The organism is Rhizobium sp. BT04 (assembly GCF_030053135.1).
Classification (GTDB): Bacteria; Pseudomonadota; Alphaproteobacteria; order Rhizobiales; family Rhizobiaceae; genus Rhizobium; species Rhizobium binxianense.
The window spans coordinates 103,211-125,662 of record NZ_CP125649.1 but is presented as its reverse complement, the minus strand read 5'-3'; the positions used below and the strand labels follow the sequence as shown (position 1 = coordinate 125,662).

The 22,452-nt window shown below is 60.6% G+C and carries 11 protein-coding genes and 13 pseudogenes; 6 read left to right on the top strand and 18 right to left on the bottom strand.

The window, feature by feature from the left end; translation table 11 throughout:
- The 5 genes from QMO82_RS02925 to QMO82_RS02905 all read right to left on the bottom strand — a co-directional run bounded on the left by QMO82_RS02925 (position 1) and on the right by QMO82_RS02905 (position 7,859).
- Positions 1-5,100: a helicase-related protein gene (locus QMO82_RS02925; RefSeq protein WP_183907020.1), complete on the bottom strand. Its 5,100-nt coding sequence runs from the start codon at positions 5,098-5,100 to the stop codon at positions 1-3.
- 146 nt (positions 5,101-5,246) lie between these two features.
- The gene (locus QMO82_RS02920) at positions 5,247-5,852 is read right to left on the bottom strand and encodes a DUF1419 domain-containing protein (protein WP_183907021.1); all 606 of its coding nucleotides are present in this window, start codon (positions 5,850-5,852) and stop codon (positions 5,247-5,249) included.
- A 64-nt stretch (positions 5,853-5,916) separates the two neighbouring features.
- On the bottom strand, positions 5,917-6,948 hold the full coding sequence (locus QMO82_RS02915) for a DUF3991 and toprim domain-containing protein (RefSeq protein WP_183907022.1): 1,032 nt from the start codon (positions 6,946-6,948) through the stop codon (positions 5,917-5,919).
- A gap of 201 nt (positions 6,949-7,149) precedes the next feature.
- Positions 7,150-7,326: a hypothetical protein gene (locus QMO82_RS02910; RefSeq protein WP_170961508.1), complete on the bottom strand. Its 177-nt coding sequence runs from the start codon at positions 7,324-7,326 to the stop codon at positions 7,150-7,152.
- Between the two features lie 326 nt (positions 7,327-7,652).
- Complete coding sequence (locus QMO82_RS02905; protein WP_183907023.1) at positions 7,653-7,859, bottom strand: LuxR family transcriptional regulator; 207 nt, start codon at positions 7,857-7,859, stop codon at positions 7,653-7,655.
- A gap of 241 nt (positions 7,860-8,100) precedes the next feature.
- Between QMO82_RS02905 and QMO82_RS02900 the strand changes: the two genes are divergently transcribed.
- Complete coding sequence (locus QMO82_RS02900) at positions 8,101-8,838, top strand: hypothetical protein (protein ID WP_011053407.1); 738 nt, start codon at positions 8,101-8,103, stop codon at positions 8,836-8,838.
- Positions 8,839-8,844: 6 nt separating this feature from the next.
- Here the strand turns inward: QMO82_RS02900 and QMO82_RS02895 are convergent.
- Positions 8,845-10,264: pseudogene (locus tag QMO82_RS02895) on the bottom strand (ISNCY-like element ISRel10 family transposase).
- A 1,409-nt stretch (positions 10,265-11,673) separates the two neighbouring features.
- On the opposite strand from QMO82_RS02895, the pseudogene QMO82_RS02890 reads away from it, so the two are divergent.
- Positions 11,674-11,849, top strand: a pseudogene (locus tag QMO82_RS02890) (IS256 family transposase); the annotation flags it as partial.
- A gap of 194 nt (positions 11,850-12,043) precedes the next feature.
- Here QMO82_RS02890 and QMO82_RS02885 read toward each other — a convergent pair.
- The 3 genes and pseudogenes from QMO82_RS02885 to QMO82_RS02875 form a co-directional block, all read right to left on the bottom strand.
- On the bottom strand, positions 12,044-12,496 hold the full coding sequence (locus QMO82_RS02885) for an RICIN domain-containing protein (RefSeq protein ID WP_011427421.1): 453 nt from the start codon (positions 12,494-12,496) through the stop codon (positions 12,044-12,046).
- 192 nt (positions 12,497-12,688) lie between these two features.
- Positions 12,689-13,090, bottom strand: a pseudogene (locus tag QMO82_RS02880) (transposase); the annotation flags it as partial.
- A 186-nt stretch (positions 13,091-13,276) separates the two neighbouring features.
- A pseudogene (locus QMO82_RS02875) lies at positions 13,277-14,177 on the bottom strand (site-specific integrase); the annotation flags it as partial.
- Positions 14,178-14,302: 125 nt separating this feature from the next.
- Between QMO82_RS02875 and QMO82_RS02870 the strand changes: the two are divergent.
- Positions 14,303-14,599, top strand: a pseudogene (locus QMO82_RS02870) (DUF1403 family protein); the annotation flags it as partial.
- A 51-nt stretch (positions 14,600-14,650) separates the two neighbouring features.
- Here QMO82_RS02870 and QMO82_RS02865 read toward each other — a convergent pair.
- From QMO82_RS02865 to QMO82_RS02835, 7 genes and pseudogenes are all read right to left on the bottom strand, one after another.
- A pseudogene (locus QMO82_RS02865) lies at positions 14,651-15,037 on the bottom strand (SMC-Scp complex subunit ScpB); the annotation flags it as partial.
- A gap of 2 nt (positions 15,038-15,039) precedes the next feature.
- A pseudogene (locus QMO82_RS02860) lies at positions 15,040-15,249 on the bottom strand (DUF1403 family protein); the annotation flags it as partial.
- 1,062 nt (positions 15,250-16,311) lie between these two features.
- A complete protein-coding gene (locus tag QMO82_RS02855) occupies positions 16,312-16,818 on the bottom strand; it encodes a hypothetical protein (protein WP_011427416.1) in 507 nt (168 codons plus the stop codon).
- 394 nt (positions 16,819-17,212) lie between these two features.
- Positions 17,213-17,683: pseudogene (locus tag QMO82_RS02850) on the bottom strand (SUMF1/EgtB/PvdO family nonheme iron enzyme); the annotation flags it as partial.
- Positions 17,681-17,897: pseudogene (locus QMO82_RS02845) on the bottom strand (type IV secretion system protein VirB3); the annotation flags it as partial. The pseudogenes QMO82_RS02850 and QMO82_RS02845, both read right to left, overlap by 3 nt.
- Positions 17,897-18,262 (bottom strand): pilin major subunit VirB2, encoded by a 366-nt coding sequence (gene virB2, locus QMO82_RS02840; RefSeq protein WP_077991700.1) that lies wholly within the window; start codon positions 18,260-18,262, stop codon positions 17,897-17,899. The gene virB2 and the pseudogene QMO82_RS02845, both read right to left, overlap by 1 nt.
- Before the next feature lie 195 nt (positions 18,263-18,457).
- On the bottom strand, positions 18,458-18,664 hold the full coding sequence (locus tag QMO82_RS02835) for a hypothetical protein (protein ID WP_225882632.1): 207 nt from the start codon (positions 18,662-18,664) through the stop codon (positions 18,458-18,460).
- 661 nt (positions 18,665-19,325) lie between these two features.
- Here QMO82_RS02835 and QMO82_RS02830 point away from each other — a divergent pair.
- A pseudogene (locus QMO82_RS02830) lies at positions 19,326-19,616 on the top strand (IS21 family transposase); the annotation flags it as partial.
- 17 nt (positions 19,617-19,633) lie between these two features.
- On the opposite strand, the pseudogene QMO82_RS02825 reads toward QMO82_RS02830, so the two are convergent.
- A pseudogene (locus QMO82_RS02825) lies at positions 19,634-19,726 on the bottom strand (hypothetical protein); the annotation flags it as partial.
- Between the two features lie 57 nt (positions 19,727-19,783).
- Here QMO82_RS02825 and QMO82_RS02820 point away from each other — a divergent pair.
- A pseudogene (locus QMO82_RS02820) lies at positions 19,784-20,592 on the top strand (IS3 family transposase); the annotation flags it as partial.
- Positions 20,593-20,835: 243 nt separating this feature from the next.
- Here QMO82_RS02820 and QMO82_RS02815 read toward each other — a convergent pair.
- Positions 20,836-22,095 (bottom strand): IS110-like element ISRel25 family transposase, encoded by a 1,260-nt coding sequence (locus QMO82_RS02815; RefSeq protein ID WP_029875536.1) that lies wholly within the window; start codon positions 22,093-22,095, stop codon positions 20,836-20,838.
- A gap of 134 nt (positions 22,096-22,229) precedes the next feature.
- On the opposite strand from QMO82_RS02815, the pseudogene QMO82_RS02810 reads away from it, so the two are divergent.
- Positions 22,230-22,436: pseudogene (locus QMO82_RS02810) on the top strand (transposase); the annotation flags it as partial.
- Positions 22,437-22,452: the final 16 nt, after the last annotated feature.

Here is a 22,452-nt window from a genome sequence, read left to right as displayed (position 1 = left end):
TCAGGCCGCGTCCGAATCGGCCAAACCCTCCTCGCGTGCCACGGCTGCCAACGCCTGATCGACGTCCCGTAGTTGCCGGCGCTTCTCGGCGAGTTCTTCGGAAAACGCAAACAGGCCGCCCTCGCGCGAACGGTAGGAGGCGAGACGCCGCTGGGCGTCTTGCAATCGAAGGCGATAGCGTTCCCGCTCGTTTTCAAAACCATCGAGCGCGTTTTCGAGGCGGGAGACGGCGCCAAGCGGCGTCACGGTCACCGGCAGATCGATTTCGTAATCCGCTCCGGTGCGTTGGAGCAGGGTCGTGTAGCGATATCCGTCGTCTCTACCGAACCGCTCGCCGGAATAGATGAGATCGAAGCCTCCAATCGAGACGATGGCGCTGTCGCCTTCCTGCTGGAGCTGCACAAGGGTGAGAATTTCCTTCATCAAGGCGCGACCGGCGGCTTTCCGTTCGTTGAAAGCCTCGCCGACGACAGTCATGGCAAAGGCGTCGGCCGCGGTCGGAACCAGGCGCTCGATGTCATTGCCGATTTCCACAATCCGCCGCTCCGAGATCTCGACATCGCGTTCGGCGTCACGAATCTGCCGGCGCACGGCATATTGGTCGTCGTCATGTGCGGCGCGCAGCCGTTCGAGACGGGAAATGTCCGCCTCGAGCCCAGCCTTCTGCATCAGCCGTTCGTCGCCGGAGGCGATGGCCTTAGCCATGGCGAACTGATTGGCCGCCCCTTCGCCGAGATCTTCCAGCCGACGGATCGAGGTATCGCCGGAGAGTGCCGCCGCGATGAAGCGGGCCTTGCGTTCGTTGTTCTGCCACATCGAGGCGTCGAGCGAGCCCTGGGTGGCGTAGGCGAAAATATCGACCTCGTCATGCTGGTTGCCCTGGCGCACGATTCGGCCCTCGCGCTGCTCGATCTGCGAGGGCAGCCACGGAACATCGAGATGATGCAGCGCCTTGAGACGAAGCTGGGCATTGACGCCAGTCCCCATCGTGTCCGACGAGCCGATCAGGAACCGGACCCTGCCGGCGCGGACATCGGCGAACAGACGCTGCTTGGCCTCGGTCTTCTTGTAGTCCTGCATGAAGGCGATTTCGGATGCCGGAACGCCCATGCGGACGAGCTCGTCCCTGATCCAGCGGTAGGCGGAAAAACCTCTGCTCTTCTCGACATTGATGGTCCCAAGATCGGAGAAGATCATCTGCGCCGCACCTGGGAGGTCGAAGGGCTTGCCGTCGGGTCGCACAAACGCGCCTTGCGAGGTCTCCTGCCAGATCCGGAAGGCGTTCTGGACCAGCAGGTTGAGCTTGTTGTCCGGCTCGTTGTCATTGTCCGCGTCGACCAGGCGGAGATCGATGGCGGCATGGCGACCGTCAGTGATGACGGAGAGCAGGATGTCGTCGCCGGGCTGGGCCGGCCCCTCGCGCATCTCGATCGCCTTGATGCGGGCGTCGAGAATTACCTGATAATTCTTGAAGGCCTGCGTCGGCTTGGCCGTCAGGATCTGTCGGCGGCCGGTCGAGATTGCAGGCACCTTGACGTATCCGCGGAGATCCTCGGGCATCACCACGTCGGCGAAAGACCGGAACATGGCGATTAGTTCCGGGACGTTGACGAAGGAAGCAAAGCGGCTGACGGGCTTGTATTTGCCCGATGGCTGGATCTCCAGTTCCGTCGTGGTGTCACCGAAGGTCGAGGCCCAGGCGTCGAATTCGTGCAGGCCGCGCTCGGCGAGGGCCGCGTGGCCGAGCAGGCGTTGGACCGAAAACATCTCGCCGAGCGTGTTAGTGATCGGCGTACCGGACGCGAGAACCAAAGCCCGGCCGGGATTCTTGGTCTCGATGAAGCGGGACTTGACGTAGAGGTCCCAGGCGCGCTGCGAGCCGTTGGGATCGATACCTTTCAAGGTCGACATGTTGGTAGCGAAGGAAAGCTTGCGGAATTCCTGCGCCTCATCGACGATGATCTGGTCGACGCCGATTTCGGAGATCGTCAGCAGGTCGTCCTTGCGGGTGGACAGCGCCTCCAGTCGCTCCTTGAGCCCTTCCTTGAGCCGCTCCAACCGCTTGCGCGAGACTCGGTCCTCGCTGTCGACCTTGGTCAGCAGCTCCTCGTAGAGTTCGAGCTCATCCTGGATCATCTGCTGTTCGAACGCCGATGGCACGGCGATGAACCGGAATGCCGAGTGGGTGATGATGATCGCATCCCAGGTCGCCGTCGCCGCCCGCGACAGGAGACGAGCGCGCTTGTCCTTGGTGAAGTTGGTCTCGTCGGCGACAAGAATGCGAGCATTCGGGTAGAGCGCGAGAAACTCGCGCGCCGCCTGCGCCAGGCAATGGCCCGGAACCGCCAGCATCGCCTTGGCGATCAGCCCGAGCCGGCGCTGTTCCATGATCGCGGCCGCCATCGTCATCGTCTTGCCCGCACCAACGGCGTGCGCGAGATAGGTCGAGCCCGACGCGATGATCCGCCAGATGCCGCGTTTCTGGTGTCCATAAAGAACAAAGGCGCCAGAGGCGCCGGGAAGTTTCAGATGTAAACCATCGAACTTTCTTGGCGCGATGTTGTTGAAGCGATCGTTATAGACCCGCGCCAGCCGATCGGTGCGATCAGGATCTGTCCACACCCAATTCTGGAAGGCCTGCTTGATCTTCTGCAGCTTGTCGCGGGCGGCTTCGGTATCGACGATGTTCAGCACGCGCCGCTCGCCGTCCACGTCCTTGAAGACGTCAAAAATCTGCGGCACGCGACTGTTCAGCGCATCGGCAAGCAACTCGCCGGCATGGCGTCGGTCGGTGCCCCATTCGGATGTGCCGGCCGCCGTCCATCCGAGCTGTCGCGCCTCGACGGTCCATGAGCCGAGTTCCGGCATGTGATGGATCCTGATCTCGGCGCCCATCGTCTCGTGAACAAAGTCGATGATATCCGCGGCCGGAATCCAGGGAGCACCGAGCCGGGCGGTGATATCCGACGGACGAAGGTCGGCGGGCTGCACCGCCTGAAGCGCGCGGACGTTTCGCTCAAAGACGGGATCGAGCTCGGCCGCGGCTGCCGCAGCAGCAAGTTTGGTGCGCACGGCGCCGGAGAGATAAGCATCGGAGGTTTGCCATGAGCCATCGGCGGGATCGCGAAAGATTGCGTCACCCAGCGCCTCGCGAACCGCATCCATGTCGCAATGCAAAAGCTCGGCGATATGCTCGAGGTCGATGCGCCCGCGTTCGTTGAGGACGACGGCCAAGGCATCGGCCGCGGAGGTGATGACGGGCGGGGAAGGGGGCGCGATGACGCGTTCGGAGAAAATCGGCCCGGGCCTGGCAGTGTCGGTTTCGAGGTCATAATCCTCGATGGAGGCGACCAGCCAGCAGTCGGGATCGTCGCGGAAGGGCTGCAGGTTCGGCTGGCGATGGGTTTCACGAACCTCGCCCGTCGTCTCATCCTCGATGATCGAAACCGTGGTGTGGTTGATCGGACCGAAATCGCGCACGAAGTTTGACCAGGCGATGCGCAGCCGCACTTGGCAGTCCCGCCACGGCCGATCCAGTTCCTGGGCTTTCAGGACCTCACGTACGGCATCGCGGATCGGGATCAGTTTGCGAATGATCCGGACGTGTTTTTCCGAAATTCCCTCGCCACTGCGGGCCTTGCGCACATGAACCGGAACAGGCTCGCCGTCGACGACCTGCATGAGACCATGTCTGACGTCGACAAAATAGCTGCCTTCGCGCACCCTGGCATTGTCGGGGCGCAGATCGACGATCTCGGCAAGTTCATCCTCCAGATCGATGTCGATGGCGGTCGGCTCGCCGTCATAAAGGCCTTCCGGAAGAAGAGCGATGGCTGCCGTCAGCGCCGCGTCGAGCTCCTCGCCGGCGCGTGACCGGCACGTATAGGTCTCCCCGAAGGGACCGGAGGTCAGGGCATGATCGCCGAGTACAAAATCAGGATGCTGCGCGAACCACCTGTTCACGCGGATCGCCCCCTCGTCCTCCACAGCCGGCCGGACTCCCGCCAGTTCAACCCAGGAAAGGTCGCCTTCCGGCTCGCCTGCCTTGCGCTTGCGGAAGAAGAGGATGTCGACCACGACGTCCGTGCCGGCGTCGCGCCGAAAACTGCCTTCGGGCAGTCGGATTGCGGCGATCAGTTCTGCGGACTTGGCGATGTGCTTGCGTGCGGTGCTATCCGCCTTGTCCATGGTGCCGGCGCTGGTGACGAAGGCGGCCAGGGCGCCCGGCTTCAGGAGATCGATCGATCGGGCGATGAAGTAGTCATGCAGCCGAAGACCGAGCGAACGATATTGCCGGTCGGAGCGAACCGTCCGATTGGAGAAGGGCGGATTGCCGATGGCAAGATCGTAGATCGCATTGAGGTCGGTGTGCGCGAAATCACCGTTGATGATCCGCGCCTTCGGTTGCAGCAGTTTCACGATGCGAGCCGTGACGGGATCGAGCTCGATACCGGTGACGTAGCTCAGTTCGCGATACTGTTTCGGCATCAGCGCAGGAATGAGCCCGGTGCCGACACCCGGTTCCAACACACGGCCGCCGCGCCAGCCGAGGCGCTGAATGGCCATCCAGATTGCCCGAATGACGAATTCGGGCGTGAAGTGGGCATACTGGGTGCAACGGGCGAGTGACGCGTATTCCCCCTCGCTGACGGCCGATTCCAATGAGCTGCCAAGGTCGTCCCAGCCCGTGCGGAAATCGGTTTCCCCCGGTCGGCGAAACATACCATTCGCCAATTCACCGGCGCCAAAACCAGTGAAGCGGATCAGCCTCGCCTGCGCGGCCGGGGTCGCCGGCAGCTTCATCTTCTCGATTTCGTTGGCGGTGAGGATTGCCGCGACGTTGATGCGCGCGCGTTCCTTCCAGGTCACGGCGAGCTCGCGGTCCCCGTCTTCGAGATAGAAGTTGGCACGCTGCCCTTGCTTTCGCGGGACCGGCCGGTTGGTCGCCGGCAGACGTCGCGCCGGCGCCGGAGACGGCGGGGTCGGGTCAGGCTCGTCGTCGTTGGCGGCAAAAGCACCGAACGCGGTTACGCCAAGACCGAATCCTGATGACAAAGCGCTGCTGCCGAACATATCGAGGGTGAAGGGGTCGTTGCTCATCGAAAGGTCCTTGTGAACAAGCGTCATCGATCTGCCGCAAGGGGCAGTCGAGGAACGCGAAGGGGTGGAGGCGGCCGCCTGCATGGGCTGCGCGGCTATGGTAGGCCGAGCGCGATTGCTTCGCGCACGGATGCAAACGGAAACTCTCAAGCCGCGATCGGCGAGGGGAGGTGGCGCAGTTGTACCGGCAGCTTGACGGCGATCTCGTCGTCGCTGAGTTTTTCCAGCAGCTTCAAAACGGTGCCGCCTTTAGCGCCGTAGATCATCACGGTACGTTTGCCGCGCGAGGCCTCCGGCCAGCGCTCGCCCGCATAACCGCGATAGTCGTCCGCCGTGCTGCTCCAGATATGTTCGAGGCGTTCCGCGCGCGTCATGGCCCGGACCGGGCGGCTCTCACGCTCGATAATCGCAAGGCGCATGGTCTCGACGGACGATTGGACGGCAAGGTCGCAATAGCCGTGAAAATAGCGGATCGCATCGTCGATCCGGAGTGCGAAGAACACTGATGTCACCGAGCCGGTCAGGAACTCGCGCATCGCAAACATCGAGCCGCGGATCCAGAGCGGCGGCAGGATTTCGAACATATAGTCGTGCTCGGTCTCGCCGATCTCGAACCATTCGCCAGCATAGAGCGCCATTGCGTCGTCTTCCCAACGGTTGGGCCGCTGGAGATGACGGTCGAACATGCGGAACATCTGCGGCCGGCTTGCGACGCCCTGGAGGACTTTTCGGATTGCGGGAGAGGGGTTCATCTGCAGCTCCTTCGGAGGTTTCGGACCGAAGCGCGGCACTGTCCTCTCGACCTTGCCTTCCTCTTCAGTCCTTCATGACCCCTTGGCTGCCGCCGGCATCGCGACCGTCGGGGTCAAGGGTCGGCTCCGCCGGGCGAAGCTTCCCTTGATGCCGGCGGCGCGCATGCGGCACGCCTCCTCCTTCCATCCTTTCCCTCTTTTCCATTTCCCTGATCTTCAGGGTGTCGTTCCAATCCTCCTCGATCGGGCGAAGTCGCGTCCAGTCGCAGCCGGCATCGTCGGCAAGCGTCCGCAGCCGTTCGGCAAACATGTCGCCCTGTGGATTGGCGTCCGTTGCCGCAACCATCTGTACACCCGGGTTCGAGGCCAACTCCCGCAACGCCGCCTCCGTGGTCGGCGACCATCCACCGCCAGTGCTGAGATAAAGCGTGCCCTGCCGCAAACCTTCGATCGCCGCGAGGCTCATGGCATCCATCGCCGCTTCCGTGACCGCCAGACGCAATGGGCTGTCGGAACCGAAGCGGAAAAGAACCTTGGTTCCTCCGGATGCAAAACCCCGATATTGCGGACCTCGCGCTTCCCAGCCGGTCAAAATTCCCGTCTGGTCCCGGTGCGCCGCCCACATGCTGCCTTGCGGACCTTCGCGCAGGAGGTCGCCTTTGATCGCCATTCGCAGCACGTTCGCTGGCAGGCGGCGCTCGCCATTGAGGTATCGCCATGACGCGGAACCCTGCCACGGACGCCGGCGGGACTGCCAACGATCGGGAAGAGAGAGGTCGCATCTCTCCCCATCTTTTGTCGACTGCCATTCCGGCTCCTTGATCTGAAAACCGACGAGAGCCGCGACCCGCGCAGCGCCTTGGAGAAAGCCGACCCGATGGAGATGCTCGACGAGCCGGAACACATCGCCCTTCGCGTCGGACAAAGGATCGAACCATCCGCGCCCTTCATGGGTGACAATGACGATCTCGCCGCCGCGGCGGAACTTGACCGCCCGCCGTGTGCTTTCCTTCGCGTCTATTGCAAACCCGGCATGCTCAAGCACTGCCACACAACTGACCTGCTCGCGCAGCGCTTCTATCTCTCTTCTCTTCATTTTTTCTCCCGATCGCCCGGCGATCGGCCTCCATAGTCCTTCCTTGCCCGTCGGTTCTCCGACGCCTTCGGCAGGCCCCGAAGAGCAAAGACCGCAAGGGCGCGGGCGCGCAATTGTCGGATCATGCAAGCTGAAATTGGACGCGGCGAAGCTTCCCTTGCGGCCTGCCGCTCGCAAGGGGCACGCCCCGGCGGTGCCGGCTCAATGAGCCGGCCAAGGCATGTACTCATGCACGATCGCCAGATCGTCGTCGGCGTCGATCTCATCGGAAGGAATGACGCCGTATTCGCCGTCGACCTCGAAGAGGGTGACCGGTACCATCAGGTCACGGGAGAGCTGGAAGGCGTGGGACTGGGCGAGAGAGAGATCGTGCGACATTTGAGAGGCTCCTTCGGGAGCGGGCCAATTCCCGCTCGATGGCTCCTCAAAAGGCCCGGGGTCCGGGCGCGATCACCGCGACGCAAAGCGGAAGCGGCCGCAGCTTGCTAGCGGACCCTTTATGGGTTGATCGTGGAAGATCCGGGACCGAGCCAGGACGCCATCACAGAGAGCGGGATTTGGCTTGCTGCCGTCTTGAGCCGCCGTTTGCCGTACGGTTTTCGAGGTTGGTGCCAAGTCCTCGCGTTCCCCGCTGCCGATTACTCGTGTCTTCGAACCGGCGGGACGCGTTGTTGGCTGCCCGCTGATCGCGTTAAGCTGGTTGCTCAATGTTGATCGGAATGAGGCCCATTGGTCTTCGCAATGGCCTCCTTAACCGTCTTTGCTTCGAGCAAGACAAGCGCATGTTCCAGGCAAAGCTCGATTTCGGTGACGCTCTTACCCTGCAGTAGGGCGATTTCGGCGACGGTTTTGCCTCGAGCAACCCAGCGCAGGCACGTCATTTCTAACGGTGGCAGCATCAATGTCTTCATATGTTGTTATGTTATAACTGTCAAAGCCGAATAGGGCTGCGACGCTGTCGGCCAGTTAGAAACGCGACACTGGCACCGATGATCAGCCCCCGATCCGACCGGCTGGGCCGGGTTGAAAGGGCGGAGCGGGGGCGGGTGAAAGAACACCTCTTCGGCTTTAGCTTTCTCAATAGCAATTGTTCAGTCGCCGGCTGATACTCGCTTTTATCTGAATTGAGCGGGTAGGGATCAAAGCTGCACGATGCTTCCGGAAATCAAGCTGCAGGGTGACGTCGATGTCGCCGCGCTGTCACCTCTTCTTCGCGGCATGCTTCTGTCCGTTGCCTATGCTGACGGTGAGGGTGGCATAGGATTGACCGCGACCGGTGCTATGAACCGCAAATTCGTACATTGGGCCGCTGTGAACTTCCTGTGGCCCGACTTCACAGCCGAAGACCTCTACAGCATGAACAAAGTGCTGAACGAAAGCGACATGCCGCCGCTCTGGGTCGTGCGGGACATGACCCGCCATCTGAAGCTGCTTCGCCGGAAAAAGGATGTGCTGCTGCCAACCAGACGCGGCCGGGAGTTTCTGGTGAACCCGCAAGCCTTCTTCGATCTCGTGGCCACAGACTATCTCTACTCGTATGTCCATGCCACCGAGCGGGAAGCTGAGGTGCAAGCGCGCCTACGCTGGTGGCGCATGTTCCTCAATCTTCTCAATATCAAGGCGAGAGAAGGCTGTACGCCTTTGGACGTCGTGAAGATCCTCTATCCAGACACGGCACCTCTGTCCGCCACCGAAATGACCCTGGAAGCCTGGGAGCTCAAATCCGATCTCCAATATGGCGTCCTGCGGCGCCTGTGCTGGCTGGGCCTGCTTTATGAGGCACGAGAAGGGCTCACGCTTCTTCAAGACGGAGCCTTCCACAAGACGCCGCTTTGGTCCGCCTGCCTGCAATTGGAGTCAGATACGCAAAGCGATATCGGCGTGCATTGACGCCCTTTATTCCGCAGCCGGCTGCCTCAATAACGCTTTCTCCCGCCGTGCGATCACCGCCGGATCGTTCATGTAATCCGTTCTCGGCTTGCGTCCACGCTTCTGGTAGCCGTTCCCCGTGCTGCCATCGCGAATGCCGAACATATGGTCCGTCTGCCCAGTTCGCCGTGGTCCGCCCTTGCTGCGCTGCTGCTCCCGCCCAGCCTGCAGCTCGGCGACAACAGACAGCATGTCGTCCAACCGCTTGTTATCGACGACCTCGGCGCGATGCACGGAGCGTAACGTGTCAAAGGTTCGGTAGGGCAGGGCAAAGCTCTCGTGCATGATCTCGAGGCGCCCGTCCGGATAGTCGCAAACGACGACCTTCTTACCCGCCAGGGACCTGGAAAGATCTGTCGGATCAAGGATGAACAGCACCTTGTCATAGCGCAGCGTCAAAGCCTGCGACAGCGTGCGAACTTCCTTGCGGCACATGGCGCCATCGAGGTTCTCGTGGTCGGCCAACGGCCGGTGCATGTCCTTCGGATTACGCGGCTGTTTGCCAAAACGCGCGTTAATCCGCAATGAACTCAGGCGCATAGGCGTTGGCTTCCTCGATCGTGTCGATGCCGCGCAGCCGCATTTCCTTGACCAGCCGATCCTGCAGTGTCTGGTTCGCACGTTCGACGCGGCCTTTGGCCTGCGGGGTATTGGCACAGATGATGTCGATGTTCAGCTCATAAAGCGCGCGGCCGAATTGTGTCAGGCCGCTCGTCCGGTCCTTCTCCGACGCATGGGTCGAACGAAAGACGCCGTGCTTGTCACTGTAGAAGGCCAGCGGTTTGCCCCATTGCTGCAGATAGGCCTTGGTCGCGTGCAGATAGTCGAAGGTGTTCTCCGAGCCGGCAAACCGTAGATGCAGCAGCTTGCCGGTGGCGTCGTCGATATAGACGAGCAGGGCGCATTTGGGCCCACGGTTCTCGAACCACCAGTGATGCGAGCCATCGATCTGTACCAGTTCGCCAAAGCAATCACGTCGGCCGCGTGGCTGGAAAACCCGCTTCTTGCGTTCCCGACGCGAGACCCAGATGCCGGCCTCGGTCATCCATTGCCGCAGGGTCTCCTTGGCGACCGAGATCCGGTGCAGCTCGATCAGCTTCTCACGCGCCAGCGTCGGACCGAAATCCAGATAGCGTTCACGGATCAGATTCAGCGCCGCATTGCGAAACTCCTCGCTATGGCGCCGGTTGCTCGGTCGCGATCGCTTCTTGGAAACAAGCCCGGCCGGACCATCCCGGTCATAGGCCTGCAGCAGCCGATGGACCTGACTTCGACTGAGGTCGAGCCGTTCGGCGGCCTGCACAACGCTCAGGCGTTCGTCACGGATCTTCTGGATGAGTTCGAGGCGATGCAATTCTTTCTGCGACATAGTGATCATAAAGGACATGACGACTCCGACCGCTCATGGTCTCGACCAGGCTGAAGGTCGTCATCCTTGCTCCCGACATTGGCATTGACCAGTCGTCGAGAGGCGAGATTGTCGCATCTCTAACTGGCCCAACTGTCGCATTACTAGATAGCCTCTACAATAACATATCGCATAATCTAATTTATGGAACCGAAAAAATCTGACGGCAAGTACCTGCAAACCGGAGTGAAGGGCAGGGAGCCTTGCACGAAGCATCGGCGTGACGCCCCGACCCTAGGCCCCGGACCATCTGGATTGACCCCCGAAAGCTGGACATCGACCTTCGGGGGTCAGTTCACATCATCGGGCCTTTTGCTGGACTTATCTGTCCCGGCGGGTGGGACCCGACCACAGCAGGGCGAGGTGAGCCCCGTGGCCGCTTCCCCTCGCGCTCCCCTCCCACCCCAAAGGTTCGAGAGTTGGTATCCGCGAGATGCCGATACCGTGTTCGCCGGAAGTGAGGGGTAACTTCTACCATGTATGGATTTTTTGACGACAGACTCAGGTCCTGTGGCGATTTCCCGCCGCTTGGCAATTTCGTCATTGCTGGCGCGCATCTGCACGAGCGTGCCAAATGCGGCTATGACGGCAGGCTTCGCCAGCTTAATCGATCAGCGAAGCCGATTGATAATTGTCGTTGGGCTGCGGCCTCCATATCATGATCGCACAGCCTAGTGCCGTGTCGGATTCTTCACACATATGTCCAATACCTGACGTAGTTCTATGCTTTGAAAGTCAGATAGGGCCTCCGGCGTTGACGCCGAAGATGGCCCCTGGGAATTCGGGTGACAACGTTGCGAGAGTTGTGATCGCGTTGCTGGCAACCTGGCTTTTTAGCTTTTTAGAATTGATGGTTAGGCTAAAAGTTCTCTTGGAAGCCAGCTTTGTGGCTGCCTCTTCATGGCGTTGAATAGGATGTCTCGACCAAAGTGGGATTTCCGGCTACCTTGATGATCAGGCACTCGCGCTGTGAGGATTAGTTTTAACTGCGCCACCGACCTGTTCGGGCGATTTCTTGGTGTAAGCAGGCCCTGAGGGGTATATCGGTCACGTGTGTCCCCTTTGCCTTAGCGCCGGCCATCTGACCGCTTCGCCTGATGTACACATGGCACGCAGGAACACAGAAAGCTTTCGCGAACACCGCAACACTTGCCTTGCGGCGCGCATGGATTCCTTTCGAAGGAAATAGAGTACGGATCGTGTCCCAGTACGTGGTGTAGGTGGCGGGAGGTAGCAAAGCCGAGTGCCCGCGCGCTTCTCGTTGCGCTGTAGCGGGTGATCGGCTTTGCGGGCGGCCATCAGTGTTTTCCGCTAGGGTCGGGTGTTTAAGACCAACCTGACGGAAAGACCACCAATGACCAATGACCAATGACCAATGACATGATGACGTGCGCTCCCTCGTTGAGAAGAGCGCGGATGCAGATTATTGCGTGAGATGATTGGCTTTGCCGCCGAGCGGCGGATGGAGCTGGAAGTAGGCTCGGCCACGGGTGCAGAGGTCGAGCTTCGCATCCCGAAGCTGCGCAAAGGCAGCTACTTTCCGAGCTTCCTTGAACCGCGCCGCATGGGGCATGTGCCCAGATGATTTCGCCAGCCGCCATAGCTTCCTTGATCAGGGGGATGGCCGAGCCGCCGCAGAGCCGTTGAAACAGAGGCCCCCGAAGGAGCCCCTGCATCTCGTTGCAGGTCTTGCGCGATTGGAATTTTTGGCGGCCGCAGGGGAGCTATCGAAGATTCGGCCAATCCGATGCTCGAGGATTACTCGGCAGCCTCTTGAAAGGTCGACATGAGCCTATTCGAAAGAGAGACGAAATTCCATTGTTGAGCAGGCGAACCGTTAAACTGGAATAGCCAGATCCGATTGCCGGTACTCGTTCCACGAGCGTCGTTGTCAATGCACAGCCGGTTGTCGCCGTTGCTAAGGATGAAGCCTGGTTTCTTGAGCAACTCCCATCGCTGCTTCTCGTCGGTGGGGTTGTAAACCTTGAGCGAGAGCTGAGCTTGTGGATCAAGGCGATCGGATCCAATCGCCAGATTGCCAGCGCTCGAGTTCAACGTGATGGCGCCACTATCTGAGTTCAGATCCCAGAGAGCGTGGCGATAAACCGTCGAGTCTTTTTTGCGGAGTACAACCTTAGCGCCCTCCTTCTGGTCGTCAACCCCGAGCACGAAGTCTGGATTCTGTTTAAACTCGATTACGTACTGTCCCATTTCTTGCCTCCTGTTGATTTGTTGGCTTCGTGAAGGCAGGTCTCCGCCCGACGGTGTGACACAATCGGGTGTGTGAGCCTTCACCGTGGTCTGAGCAAGGTATGTGCCAAATCGTACTATGATCGTGTCCCGGGAGGTGGTGTAGGTCGCGGCTGATGGCCGTGCTTTCCCGACATGGGTCGGAAGGGGATATCAGCGTGCCACAGCGGGCAGGCTGATTTGGGGATCATCGCTCATTTGGGCCATGGTCTCAAGCGTCATATACCTGGCGCGTTGAACGGCCCATTCATCATTCTGTTCGAGCAGCAATGCACCGACGAGACGGACGATGGCTTCGTCGTTCGGAAAGATGCCGACGACCTCGGTGCGTCGCTTGATTTCGCCGTTGAGACGCTCAATTGGATTCATCGAGTGCAGCTTTGCCCGGTGCTCTTTCGGGAAGGCCATGTAGGCGAGCACGTCCTCTTCAGCGTCGTCCATGATGGTGGCAAGCTTCGGCACTTTCGGTCTGATTTGATCGGCGACACTGCGCCATTGAGCGCTTGCTGCCTCCGGGGTCTCCTGGGCAAAGGCCGTCGCGATGAAGGCGGATAATCGCAGACCAAAGGCTGCTGCGGCTGATGGGATCTGCTCCTACGACGCCTGGCCCGGGCCGTCGGCATGCGATGCTGTAACGCGGCGTTGGCAGCCGCCGCTTCAGCCCTCCGCGGTCGGCTGAATGCCAATCTGAAAACCCTCGAGTTTTCTTTGCCGCCGCACGGTGGCAGAGGAGGGGGCGTGTCAAAGCCCGGATGCCTTGGTAAGGTTGACCCGGAAGCGGTCGCGCCGGCGCTGGTACTTGCGGCCATCTCGGCGGATGCGTGACCGAGTTGCTTCTGCACTTAGCGCTCCTCGACCTCGGCCGAGGAGGCCAGGCCTGCGCGCAGCGAGTGGCCGGAGAACTTTTCCGCACGCTCGGTTTCGGTAAGGTCGGGTCGCACGCCGGCAGCCAGTGCCGCCTTCTTGACGAGGCGCGCCACTTCCTGATCCAGCAGCCGTTCGGGGCCAACATCCTTGCCTTGACCGGTCACCCGCCGGAACAGGGGGCCGTGCGCGATCCTCGCAAGGTTGAGCCAGGTCTGCAGCGTCACGATCGGGCAGGTGGCGTCCGACGAGCCGCGGCCGATTTCCACTTCGCCAGCCGCGCTTTCCCCGCACCGTGACGACCATGCCCTTGTCAAGAATCTCGACCCAGCCGCGGCTTTCCTTCGTTTGGTCGCGGCCGACGTCGAGCCCGACGATCTCGGAACGCCGCAGCCCGCCGGCAAAACCGATCAGCAGCATCGCCCGGTCGCGCAGTCCCCAGAAGGTGCCGCGGGGCAACGTCTCCAGCATGGCGATCAGGTGTTCGGGCAGCGCCGCTTCCTTCTGGCGGGGTTGCGTGGCGTGGGTGTTGCGGATCGCGGCGAGCACAGTAGCGACATGGCGGTCCTTTCGGTCGAGCGTTGTGCCACGCCGGGCATAATTCCAGGTCAGCGCCGAAAGTCGCCGCTCGATCGTTTGACCGAATTCGACTTGCGACCGGCGATTGTCGCGCGAGGCGGTGATCCCGTCACTCCCGGCGGCACAAGCGGTGATGTAGAGGCCGACCGTCTGTGGGTCGGGCGGAAGCACCCAACCCTTGCCGGCGGCACCACACGGAACGAGATGGCGGCCGACCACTGCGGCGCGGAAATGTCACCGGCGGCCGCCGTGCTGAGGGGCGGAGAAGAGCCCGCCTCGACGTGAATTTCGCTGTTTTGCTCGGTGATTTGCGTCATTTCTCTAATGAACGACAATGGAAGTTTATCGTTCATATCACCGTGCCGGCAAGGTGTGCGGTTTGATCCTTTATTGGTGGCAAAAACCGCGCTCATGTTTATGCTCTTCCGCACGGATTCGCTCATTGCCGCCGCTCCAACGACGTCGCCATGGCCTCACCGTCTACCAGGTTGGGGATTGGCACGCGGCCGCGACGTCAGCGAATCCGATGCTGCCTTTGCCGCAGCTATCGCTTTGAAATCGCTCGATGATCTAATCCGTGCAGACCCGCCATGGCTGGGCTGTTGGCGCGATCGCCTCGCCCTCAAATCGGCCGCCGTCGCCGCCAGGATGCACGGCCGCAACGGGGAGGAAAACAACCATCGCCTTGAACTCGAACAGTGCCGCCGCCCCCTCCCCTTGTTGGCGCTGCCGAAGTTCGGATGGTCTCGGCGAACCGCGATCGTGTTTGGTGCGGCCAGCCGCCCGCGACCGACACCAATTCGTACGGTCGATCCCACAGCTCCTCGATGAGATCGTCGATCAACAGGTCAATGCTACAGTCTTTGCCGACCACCCGCGCCAGGGTCTCTCGCCTGATCGGCTCGGCCGAGGCAAAAATCACACCGCCTCGACCCGCAGCATCTATTCCCGCCAGCGCAGCTCCGGCGGCAGGTCCTCGAGCTCGCGATCGTACAGGACTTCTTGCTGTCGCCCTTTCGCCTGTCGCCGACTGGTCTTGGCTGCGCTCGATCCCGCCATCGTCACAGCCCAAAAATCCGGAAGGAGGACCGGCCGGACAGTGCGCGCACCGCCTCAAAACTTTCGAGCCGCTCGAACAGGCGGTTTGCCGCCCAGCGTGACAGAGCGCTGCCCGGAGCGGACGCCGGTACCGCGTCTTCGGTCAGCAATCGGCGAATGACCGGATCGGCGCCCTTGGTCCGGACCTTCGGCGCTACCGCCAATAGCCGCGCCTTGCCGCCGGCCCCTGGATCATCTCCCGCGGCGGTCAGCAAGACCGCGTCGCGAATGTTAAAACACGGCAGGAGTGAGGGCCACCGAGCTACCTGGGCGCGATCATGCAACGGTATATCAGCAACTCCGATTGCAAACCTCTCGTCATTTGAGCGATAAGACCGTCTGGTCTGTTTCGACTTGAACCACGGCTTAGCGGGGGGCGGCTATGAACGCTGGGGAACGCACGGCAGGGCTTGCGAAGCCAGCATGGATGCGGCGCGCGTGGAGTTTCGCCGCCTTCTGGAAGATCCGAAGTTCCAGGCGACGGAGCGCAGCCGCACGATCCCGTCGTATCTGGTGCAAAGACGGTTTGAAGGGCACCACGATCCCGTCAAGGCCTACGACATTGCGATTGACGTGCTGGCGAGACCCCATAGCTTCGATCCCGCCGACCCCATTGTTCGCATCGAAGTCGGTCGGGTGCGGACTTTCCTGAAGCAATACTATGTCCGGCGATCATCGGATCATGCTGAGCGTGCCGAAAGGGCGCTATCGGCTGGCGTTCGGGGAGGAGGACATTGGTCCGACCGAAGAGCTGGAAGACGAGGCGACGGGCTGAGAGCAGGAGTTGCAGTCTTCAGAGCAAGGGGCAAGGAAAATCATTCTCCCGTATCCGCGCTTCGCGGCTGTCGCAATCCTCTGTTTGACATCCGTTACGGGGCGGGCGGCGCGGTTGAGTACGCGGCCGGTCGTGATCGAAAAGCCTCTGCTTGCGGTGACCATGTCGGCGTCCGAGAAGCGGCTCGAGGGCGAGGCGAGCGTTACCAGGGACTTTCTGCTTTCGGCGCTGACGGGGTTCGATACGCTGACGGTTGCCACGTCGACCGGGCAGCCCATGACCACCGACGGCCGGAGAAATCTCTATTCGGCGGAACTCAAATATTATGCCGATCAGCGGTGCGGACGATCTGGTGGCAAGTCACCGACGACGCCGACGGACATGTCGTCAAGAACGGCGTGGAATCGACGCCGACGATCGATCGGCGGTATCCGCGAGGGAGGTGCTTGTCCAGTCGCTTTCACTGAAGCTTGCCGGAGAGCTCGGTGGGATCGGGCAATTCGAGATCGAACGAGCGCCGGGCCGAGCCGCAGGCAACGTCTGCGTCCTGAAGGCCGGCATCCCCTCGATCTCCCAGGGCGAGACGAGCATCCGTGCCGCGCAGCGCTGCCTGCGGCGCACCGTCGACTGGGATCGACCTGGTGCGGAAGTGCTGGCGACGCTCGCACGGACGCAGCTCGCCCTCGATCCATCGGATACGGATGGGCCGCTCGGCCTCGCTAACCAGGCGGTCGCGATGGCCCCCCTCTCTGCACGGGCGAACACCGCCCTCATGGTGGCGCAGTTTCTGAGCGGGCGCCCCGAGGCTGCGATCGAAGCTGGCAGGCGCGCTCAGGCGCTCAATCCCGGCAGTCCGAAGGTAGCGGCCAAGCTTGCCACCGTCATGTTCGCCGCCGGCCTGGTCGAGGAAGGTGTCGCTCTGGCGGGAGAAGCTCGGGCGCCGTCGAACCGCCGCCGCGGGAAGCAACGATGGTTCTTGCGCTCAACGCATATCGCAAGAATGGTCGACGGCCTCCCTCCTTGCAGAACAGGTGAATTGCGGAGACCTTCTCGTCAGGGCGTTGCGGGCCGCGTCCCTCGCTCAGCTTGGATCTCCGCAGGCCCCCGCGGGCCTCGCCGATCTCAGGCGCTTCCACCCCGGATTCGAGCAGACGTTCAGCCGGAAGATCCGGGAGAGACGCTTCAAGACCGACGTCGCCGACGCCCTTGAAGCGGGCTTGCGGAAAGCGGGCGCCGGATCACTCCCGAGTTGGCGAACGCCAGTCCGTAGCTGGATCGCGTCGCGCTCAGCCGCAGTCTGCTCCTCCCTATCCATACTGTCGACAGTCCAAGCGAACTCATGCCCCCGCCCGCGTCACTCCTCAGCCCGTCAATGTTTTGATGCAGCGAAAGCCGACATGGCTGGTCGAGGTGCCTTCCGGCTCGGCATGTCGGGCGGCCGGGCGGTAACGCCGGCAATAGTTCGGCGCGCAAAGATGCGAACCGCCCTTCAGGACCCGGCGGCGGATGCGAATTTCCGGTTGCCGAGGATCGTAGCTCGCCTCCGGATCGCCGCCGCGCGGGTTGCTCGGGATGCAGCAGGAATGTCGTGCGAGCTCGGGGTGACTCGTCGACCAGTAGTCTGTCGTCCACTCCCATACGTCGCCGATCATGTCATAGAGGCCGTGGCCGTTTGCCGGGAACGACGCGACGGCGCTGGTGCGTTCGGCACCCTTAAGCTTCGACGATCTCACGGAAATCCCCTGCCAGATGCTTGCCATCGGCATGGCCTCGGGCTCCAACTCGTTACCCCAGGCATATTCTGCGTCGTCCAATCCACCACGAGCCGCCAGCAGGACCACACTGGCAGCATTAAGTCTCGTACACAACAAGACGCGCTCCGAACCATAAGAGAACGAGTACGACTTCGTACAGCGGGTTCTGAACGATAACGATGATAAAGCCGGCAGACATCATAAATAGCCCGGCCAACGTTAGCGGCACCCCAAGAAACAATGCGGGCCGTGTCGCCGCCAGGTAAAGGGCTTCTCCCAGACGGTTACTAATCAACCACCTCCAGTCAGCGTCTTGCCGAGGAAACTCGCTCCAAACATGATGACAACGCCGCCGACAACGCCGGCGATAAGACCCAGTGAAGCGCGACCGAACATCCAGGAGAGTCCGATCGCCACGATTCCAAGAACGGCGAGTGACTGGCCGAACGGACCAAGGATAAACGTGCAAATGTTGCTAACCATTGTGGCCGGGTCGGTGCCGCCACCTGCGGATTGGGCCGCAGCTGGCCCAAAGGAGAACATGCTCCAACCCATCGCGCCGCCCACGCTAGGAGCATAGCCAGATACCAGGCGCATCACCGCGTTCGACAGGGAGAGGCGATTCAGATGTACGCGGTATCTCTCAAAGCATCGCATCATTGCGAATCTCCTTTGTTTAGATCGAACAAGAGTTGGTCTCCGGATTTACGCTCGTCCTGGTCCGGCGACGGTGGCGGACCGGATGGATCGCGCCGCCCTTCGGAGAACGACGCGTATATGAACTCCAAACATCCCATTCTTCGGATGCCGACTTTTCCCGGTCATGCTTCGGCTGCTCGGTTGACGGGGGAACTAGCTGTTGAGCGGCCATTTCAACTTTTCGCACGTAGCGTTCGCAAAGCCGTGCGTGGAAGAATCTGTGTTGTAGGCGGAGATTGGCCGACGAAGCGCCAATTGCTCCTCGTCAGCCGTCTCGCCGCCAGCACACGGCGGCGCGTCGTTGAACGGGCGCGTGGAGGCCAACAAGACGATCGACAGCGGCCCCGTTGCCTTCAACATTCCTATCTCCGCGTGCTCATAGCTAACACAGCCCCTTCGGTCGGAAGAGATGCCGTCATCTGATGTTCACGATTATCGGGAGGCTCGGTTACACTAGAGTTTTCGATTTCTACATTTCAATCTCATTTGAAGCGAAAATTGAACAGCACCGGTGCGTAGCGCAATCTAGTTGAGACTCGTATTGCCTCACCCAAGAGTGTTCCCGGAGAATAATGTCGTTGCCTCACTCGGATGTTCTCGAATGCCTCACGGGTTGTTCCGATCGTATCCCCGCACCTGGTGCAGGTGACGGAGGTAGCGAAGCCGCTCGCGAGCGCGCCTCTCAATAGCGCTGTAGCGAGCGGGCGGCTTCGCGGGCGGTCATCATGTTTTCCGGTGGGGTCGGTTGTCGAAGGCCAACCTGGCGGTAAGAGCGCGGATGACGATCCTGCATTGTTCGGTAATGATCTCACTGCCCGACCTCTATACTTTCCGTCTGCCGCGCCGCATCGGCGAATGGCCCGAACACCAGCGCATTGGCCTGTGTACTGCGCCAGATTTTCATTCGGCGCTGCACGGTCCGAATGAGCGGGGTATTTGGGGTCGGAACAAGATTTGTTCCTGGCGACACGCTAAGCTCGAACGGATCGTGAACTTTCGTCACGAACCCGCATAACAGCAGCGCGCGGCAGCAATTGGATTGAGCTGGCCGTTGCCGGGCGAACTCACTGACGATGCGCTCGAGAACAAGCTCTTCGCTCGCAACGGCATCAAACAGGGCACGAGACGCCGTGTCGAACCCAATTGGGCCGATCTTGCCGTCGAACTCAAGAAGCCCGGCGTGACTCTGCTCATCCTGTGGGAGGAGTATCGTGGGTCGCATCCCGACGGTTACGGCTACAGCCGCTTTTGTGAGCTCTTTAGAAGCTTCGAGCAACGGCTTTCGCCGACGATGCGCCAGGAACACGCCGCCCACGCGGCATTGACAATCAGTTCACGGGCCCAATAATGCGCCGTGGCGCAAGCTTCCACACCAACAAGGCATGGTCTTGCAGTCGTGAAGAATTTGATCATCTCTGACCTGCCACTGAGAATTTCCTCCAGAATGGATTAGAGTCCGGCCCATTAAAGGACGGACGAATGAAGAAGCAGAGATTTACCGAAGAGCAGATTACTGCGGTGCTGAAGGAGCAGGAGGCTGGTGCGAAGGCAGCCGACCTCTGCCGCAAGCACGGGATTTCAGAAGCGACGTTTTACAACTGGAAGGCCAAATACGGCGGTATGGAAGTCTCCGAGGCGAAACGGCTAAAGGCGCTTGAAGACGAGAACGCGAGACTGAAGAAGCTGCTGGCCGAGCAGTTGCTGGATGCGGCCGCGCTCCGCGAGCTTCTTGCAAAAAAATGGTAGGGCCTGCCGCCAAGCGCGAAGCCGTCACGCATCTGAAGGCCGTGATGGGTCTTTCGGAGCGGCGGGCCTGCCAGATCATATCCGCCGACCGCAAGACGATCCGCTACCAGGCGAACCGACCGCCGGAGACGGAGTTGCGAGCAAAGCTGCGTGACCTTGCCAACGAGCGTCGGCGTTTCGGCTACCGGCGGCTGTTCGTGCTGCTTCGGCGGGAGGGAGAGCTGTCCGGGGTAAACCGCATCTACCGGCTCTATCGCGAGGAGGGTCTTTCCGTTCGCAAGCGTAAAGCCAGACGCCGTGCTGTCGGCACGCGTGCACCGATCCTGGTCGAAGCGAAGGCCAATGCCCGCTGGTCGCTGGACTTCGTGCACGACCAGTTTGCCTGCGGCAGACGATTCCGCGTGCTCAACATTGTCGATGACGTGACGCGCGAATGCCTGGCAGCAATCCCGGACACCTCGATCTCCGGCCGCCGCGTCGCACGGGAGCTGACGACGCTGATCGAACGACGTGGCAAGCCCGGAATGATCGTCTCCGACAACGTCCTATAATCGGAATGAAACGCCGTTTTGGCAGCAGGTCGTTATCGCGTCGGTCTCCCGATGCGTTTGAATTATGATGTAGGCCCGGCCAATCGTCAACGAACGGTCTCTCCCATAACAAACACAGAGTACGCATGATCGCGGCTCTCACCGTCCTTAAGACGAGATCCTTTTTGCCGTCGAGCGGAAGGCCTGAACATTATCTACGAGGTCGCTGAGCAGCTCAACGCCTCCACGGCACTGTCAGAGAAGGGTCCTTCCGCTGTGGATCGTCCCTTCAAAGAAGGGGCGATAAGGTTCACCGCTTTTGATAACCGCATGTACGGTGCGGGCCATCTTGGCGGCGATTGCTGTTGACGCCTTGCGACGTAAATGGGTGTTGTGACGGTCCTTGGTGATGTATCGCTCGAACTTGTCGCGGAAGCTGTTGGCGCGCTGCAATATCGCGACTTGAGCTGCCATCCATAAGGTCCGCCTCAGCCGTGCATTTCCATATTTGGAGAGTTTGGTCTGGCCTCGAAACATTCCTGACTGGATTGTCGCAAGATCCATGCCGCAGAACTTCAGGAACTGGCGATGGTGTTGAAACCGGCGCAGGTCCCCAGCTTCTGCCATGATTGTCAGAGCATTGATTGGGCCAATGCCGGGGATTGTGCATAAGAGCTGGTAATCTGCGTTGTCCTTCAGCATCGCAACCGCACGCGCCTCGATCTCATTACGTTGGGCGATTAGGCTTCTGCCCTCGGCCAGGATCATACGAAACATGCAGATAGCGTCAGAGTCCGGTGCAACTGGAAGGCCTATCGAACGGGCGGACGTTGCGTAAATATCTGCCAACAAACGCTCTTTGCCAACTTTGCGACCAACCACCTCCCAGGCAGCTTTGATGAAAGCGTCCTTGTTCATGGCTGCGATGAAGTGCGGAGACGGAAACAGTTCAAGGAAAGCAAAGAACCAGTCGCTGCGCGAACTGCGGTGGAAGCGATCCGCTTCAGGGAAATACAACGGCAGGTAATGCGTCAGAATCCGATGCCACAGTTCGGTCTTCGACCTTGAGATCATATCGTGGGTCTTCGACAACTCCTGAATGTCGTTGGTGCCGCGCATCAACGGGTCATGGTAGAACTGCTCGGCACCAATGGTCATCATATGGAGGATAACCTGGGCATCCTTTGGATCATTTTTATCCCAGGAATTATGCAGTGCCTCCCTGGTCCGAGCCAGTGCGATGGACGAGATCAATTTGATCTCGAAGCCCGCTAAGCCGAGCCGATATGCCAATGCGCGATGATAGTTTCCCGTTGCCTCAAAGGCGACACGGACAGGACGCTGATAGCTACGCAGCAGGCCGATGAGGCGATCGAACTCATCGAGATTGTTGAGCACGCTCACTCGACGTCGACGCTTTTTGTCCGGTGCTTCGATCAGCACCTCGTGGCGTTCTTTGGAAACATCGATAGCTGCCAGAACGGGGGTAAATGCGGCAATGTCACAATCGGTCATAGCCTGTCTCCTTTAAGTGTGGCTTCGCAAAACCACTGTGAGACCTGAGGCCTGGCTATGACCACCTGCTTCGCCTGATGGGGGCTACGCAGCTGGTCAAAGCCTCATTCAACGCAGACTTCCGAAGGTGTTACGGCACCGAACTCACCTCGAATGCTATCCTTGCTTGGTCGAAGGATCACAAGGTCGACTGGCACTACATCGCGCCGGGGAAGCCGATGCAGAACGGCTATGTCGAGAGCTTCAACGGCCGGATGCGCGACGAACTGCTCAACGAAAGCCTGTTCTTCGGTCTCGATCATGCCCGAAGCGCCATTGCCGAATGGGCGGACGACTACAATCCTGTTTCATAACACC

What these genes read in the sequence shown, in the direction of transcription:
- QMO82_RS02925 (WP_183907020.1), bottom strand. Translation starts at nt 5,100, where the DNA reads ATGAGCAACGACCCCTTCACCCTCGATATGTTCGGCAGCAGCGCTTTG.
- QMO82_RS02920 (WP_183907021.1), bottom strand. Translation starts at nt 5,852, where the DNA reads ATGAACCCCTCTCCCGCAATCCGAAAAGTCCTCCAGGGCGTCGCAAGC.
- QMO82_RS02915 (WP_183907022.1), bottom strand. Translation starts at nt 6,948, where the DNA reads ATGAAGAGAAGAGAGATAGAAGCGCTGCGCGAGCAGGTCAGTTGTGTG.
- QMO82_RS02910 (WP_170961508.1), bottom strand. Translation starts at nt 7,326, where the DNA reads ATGTCGCACGATCTCTCTCTCGCCCAGTCCCACGCCTTCCAGCTCTCC.
- QMO82_RS02905 (WP_183907023.1), bottom strand. Translation starts at nt 7,859, where the DNA reads ATGAAGACATTGATGCTGCCACCGTTAGAAATGACGTGCCTGCGCTGG.
- QMO82_RS02900 (WP_011053407.1), top strand. Translation starts at nt 8,101, where the DNA reads ATGCTTCCGGAAATCAAGCTGCAGGGTGACGTCGATGTCGCCGCGCTG.
- QMO82_RS02885 (WP_011427421.1), bottom strand. Translation starts at nt 12,496, where the DNA reads ATGGGACAGTACGTAATCGAGTTTAAACAGAATCCAGACTTCGTGCTC.
- virB2 (WP_077991700.1), bottom strand. Translation starts at nt 18,262, where the DNA reads ATGCGATGCTTTGAGAGATACCGCGTACATCTGAATCGCCTCTCCCTG.
- QMO82_RS02835 (WP_225882632.1), bottom strand. Translation starts at nt 18,664, where the DNA reads ATGTTGAAGGCAACGGGGCCGCTGTCGATCGTCTTGTTGGCCTCCACG.
- QMO82_RS02815 (WP_029875536.1), bottom strand. Translation starts at nt 22,095, where the DNA reads ATGACCGATTGTGACATTGCCGCATTTACCCCCGTTCTGGCAGCTATC.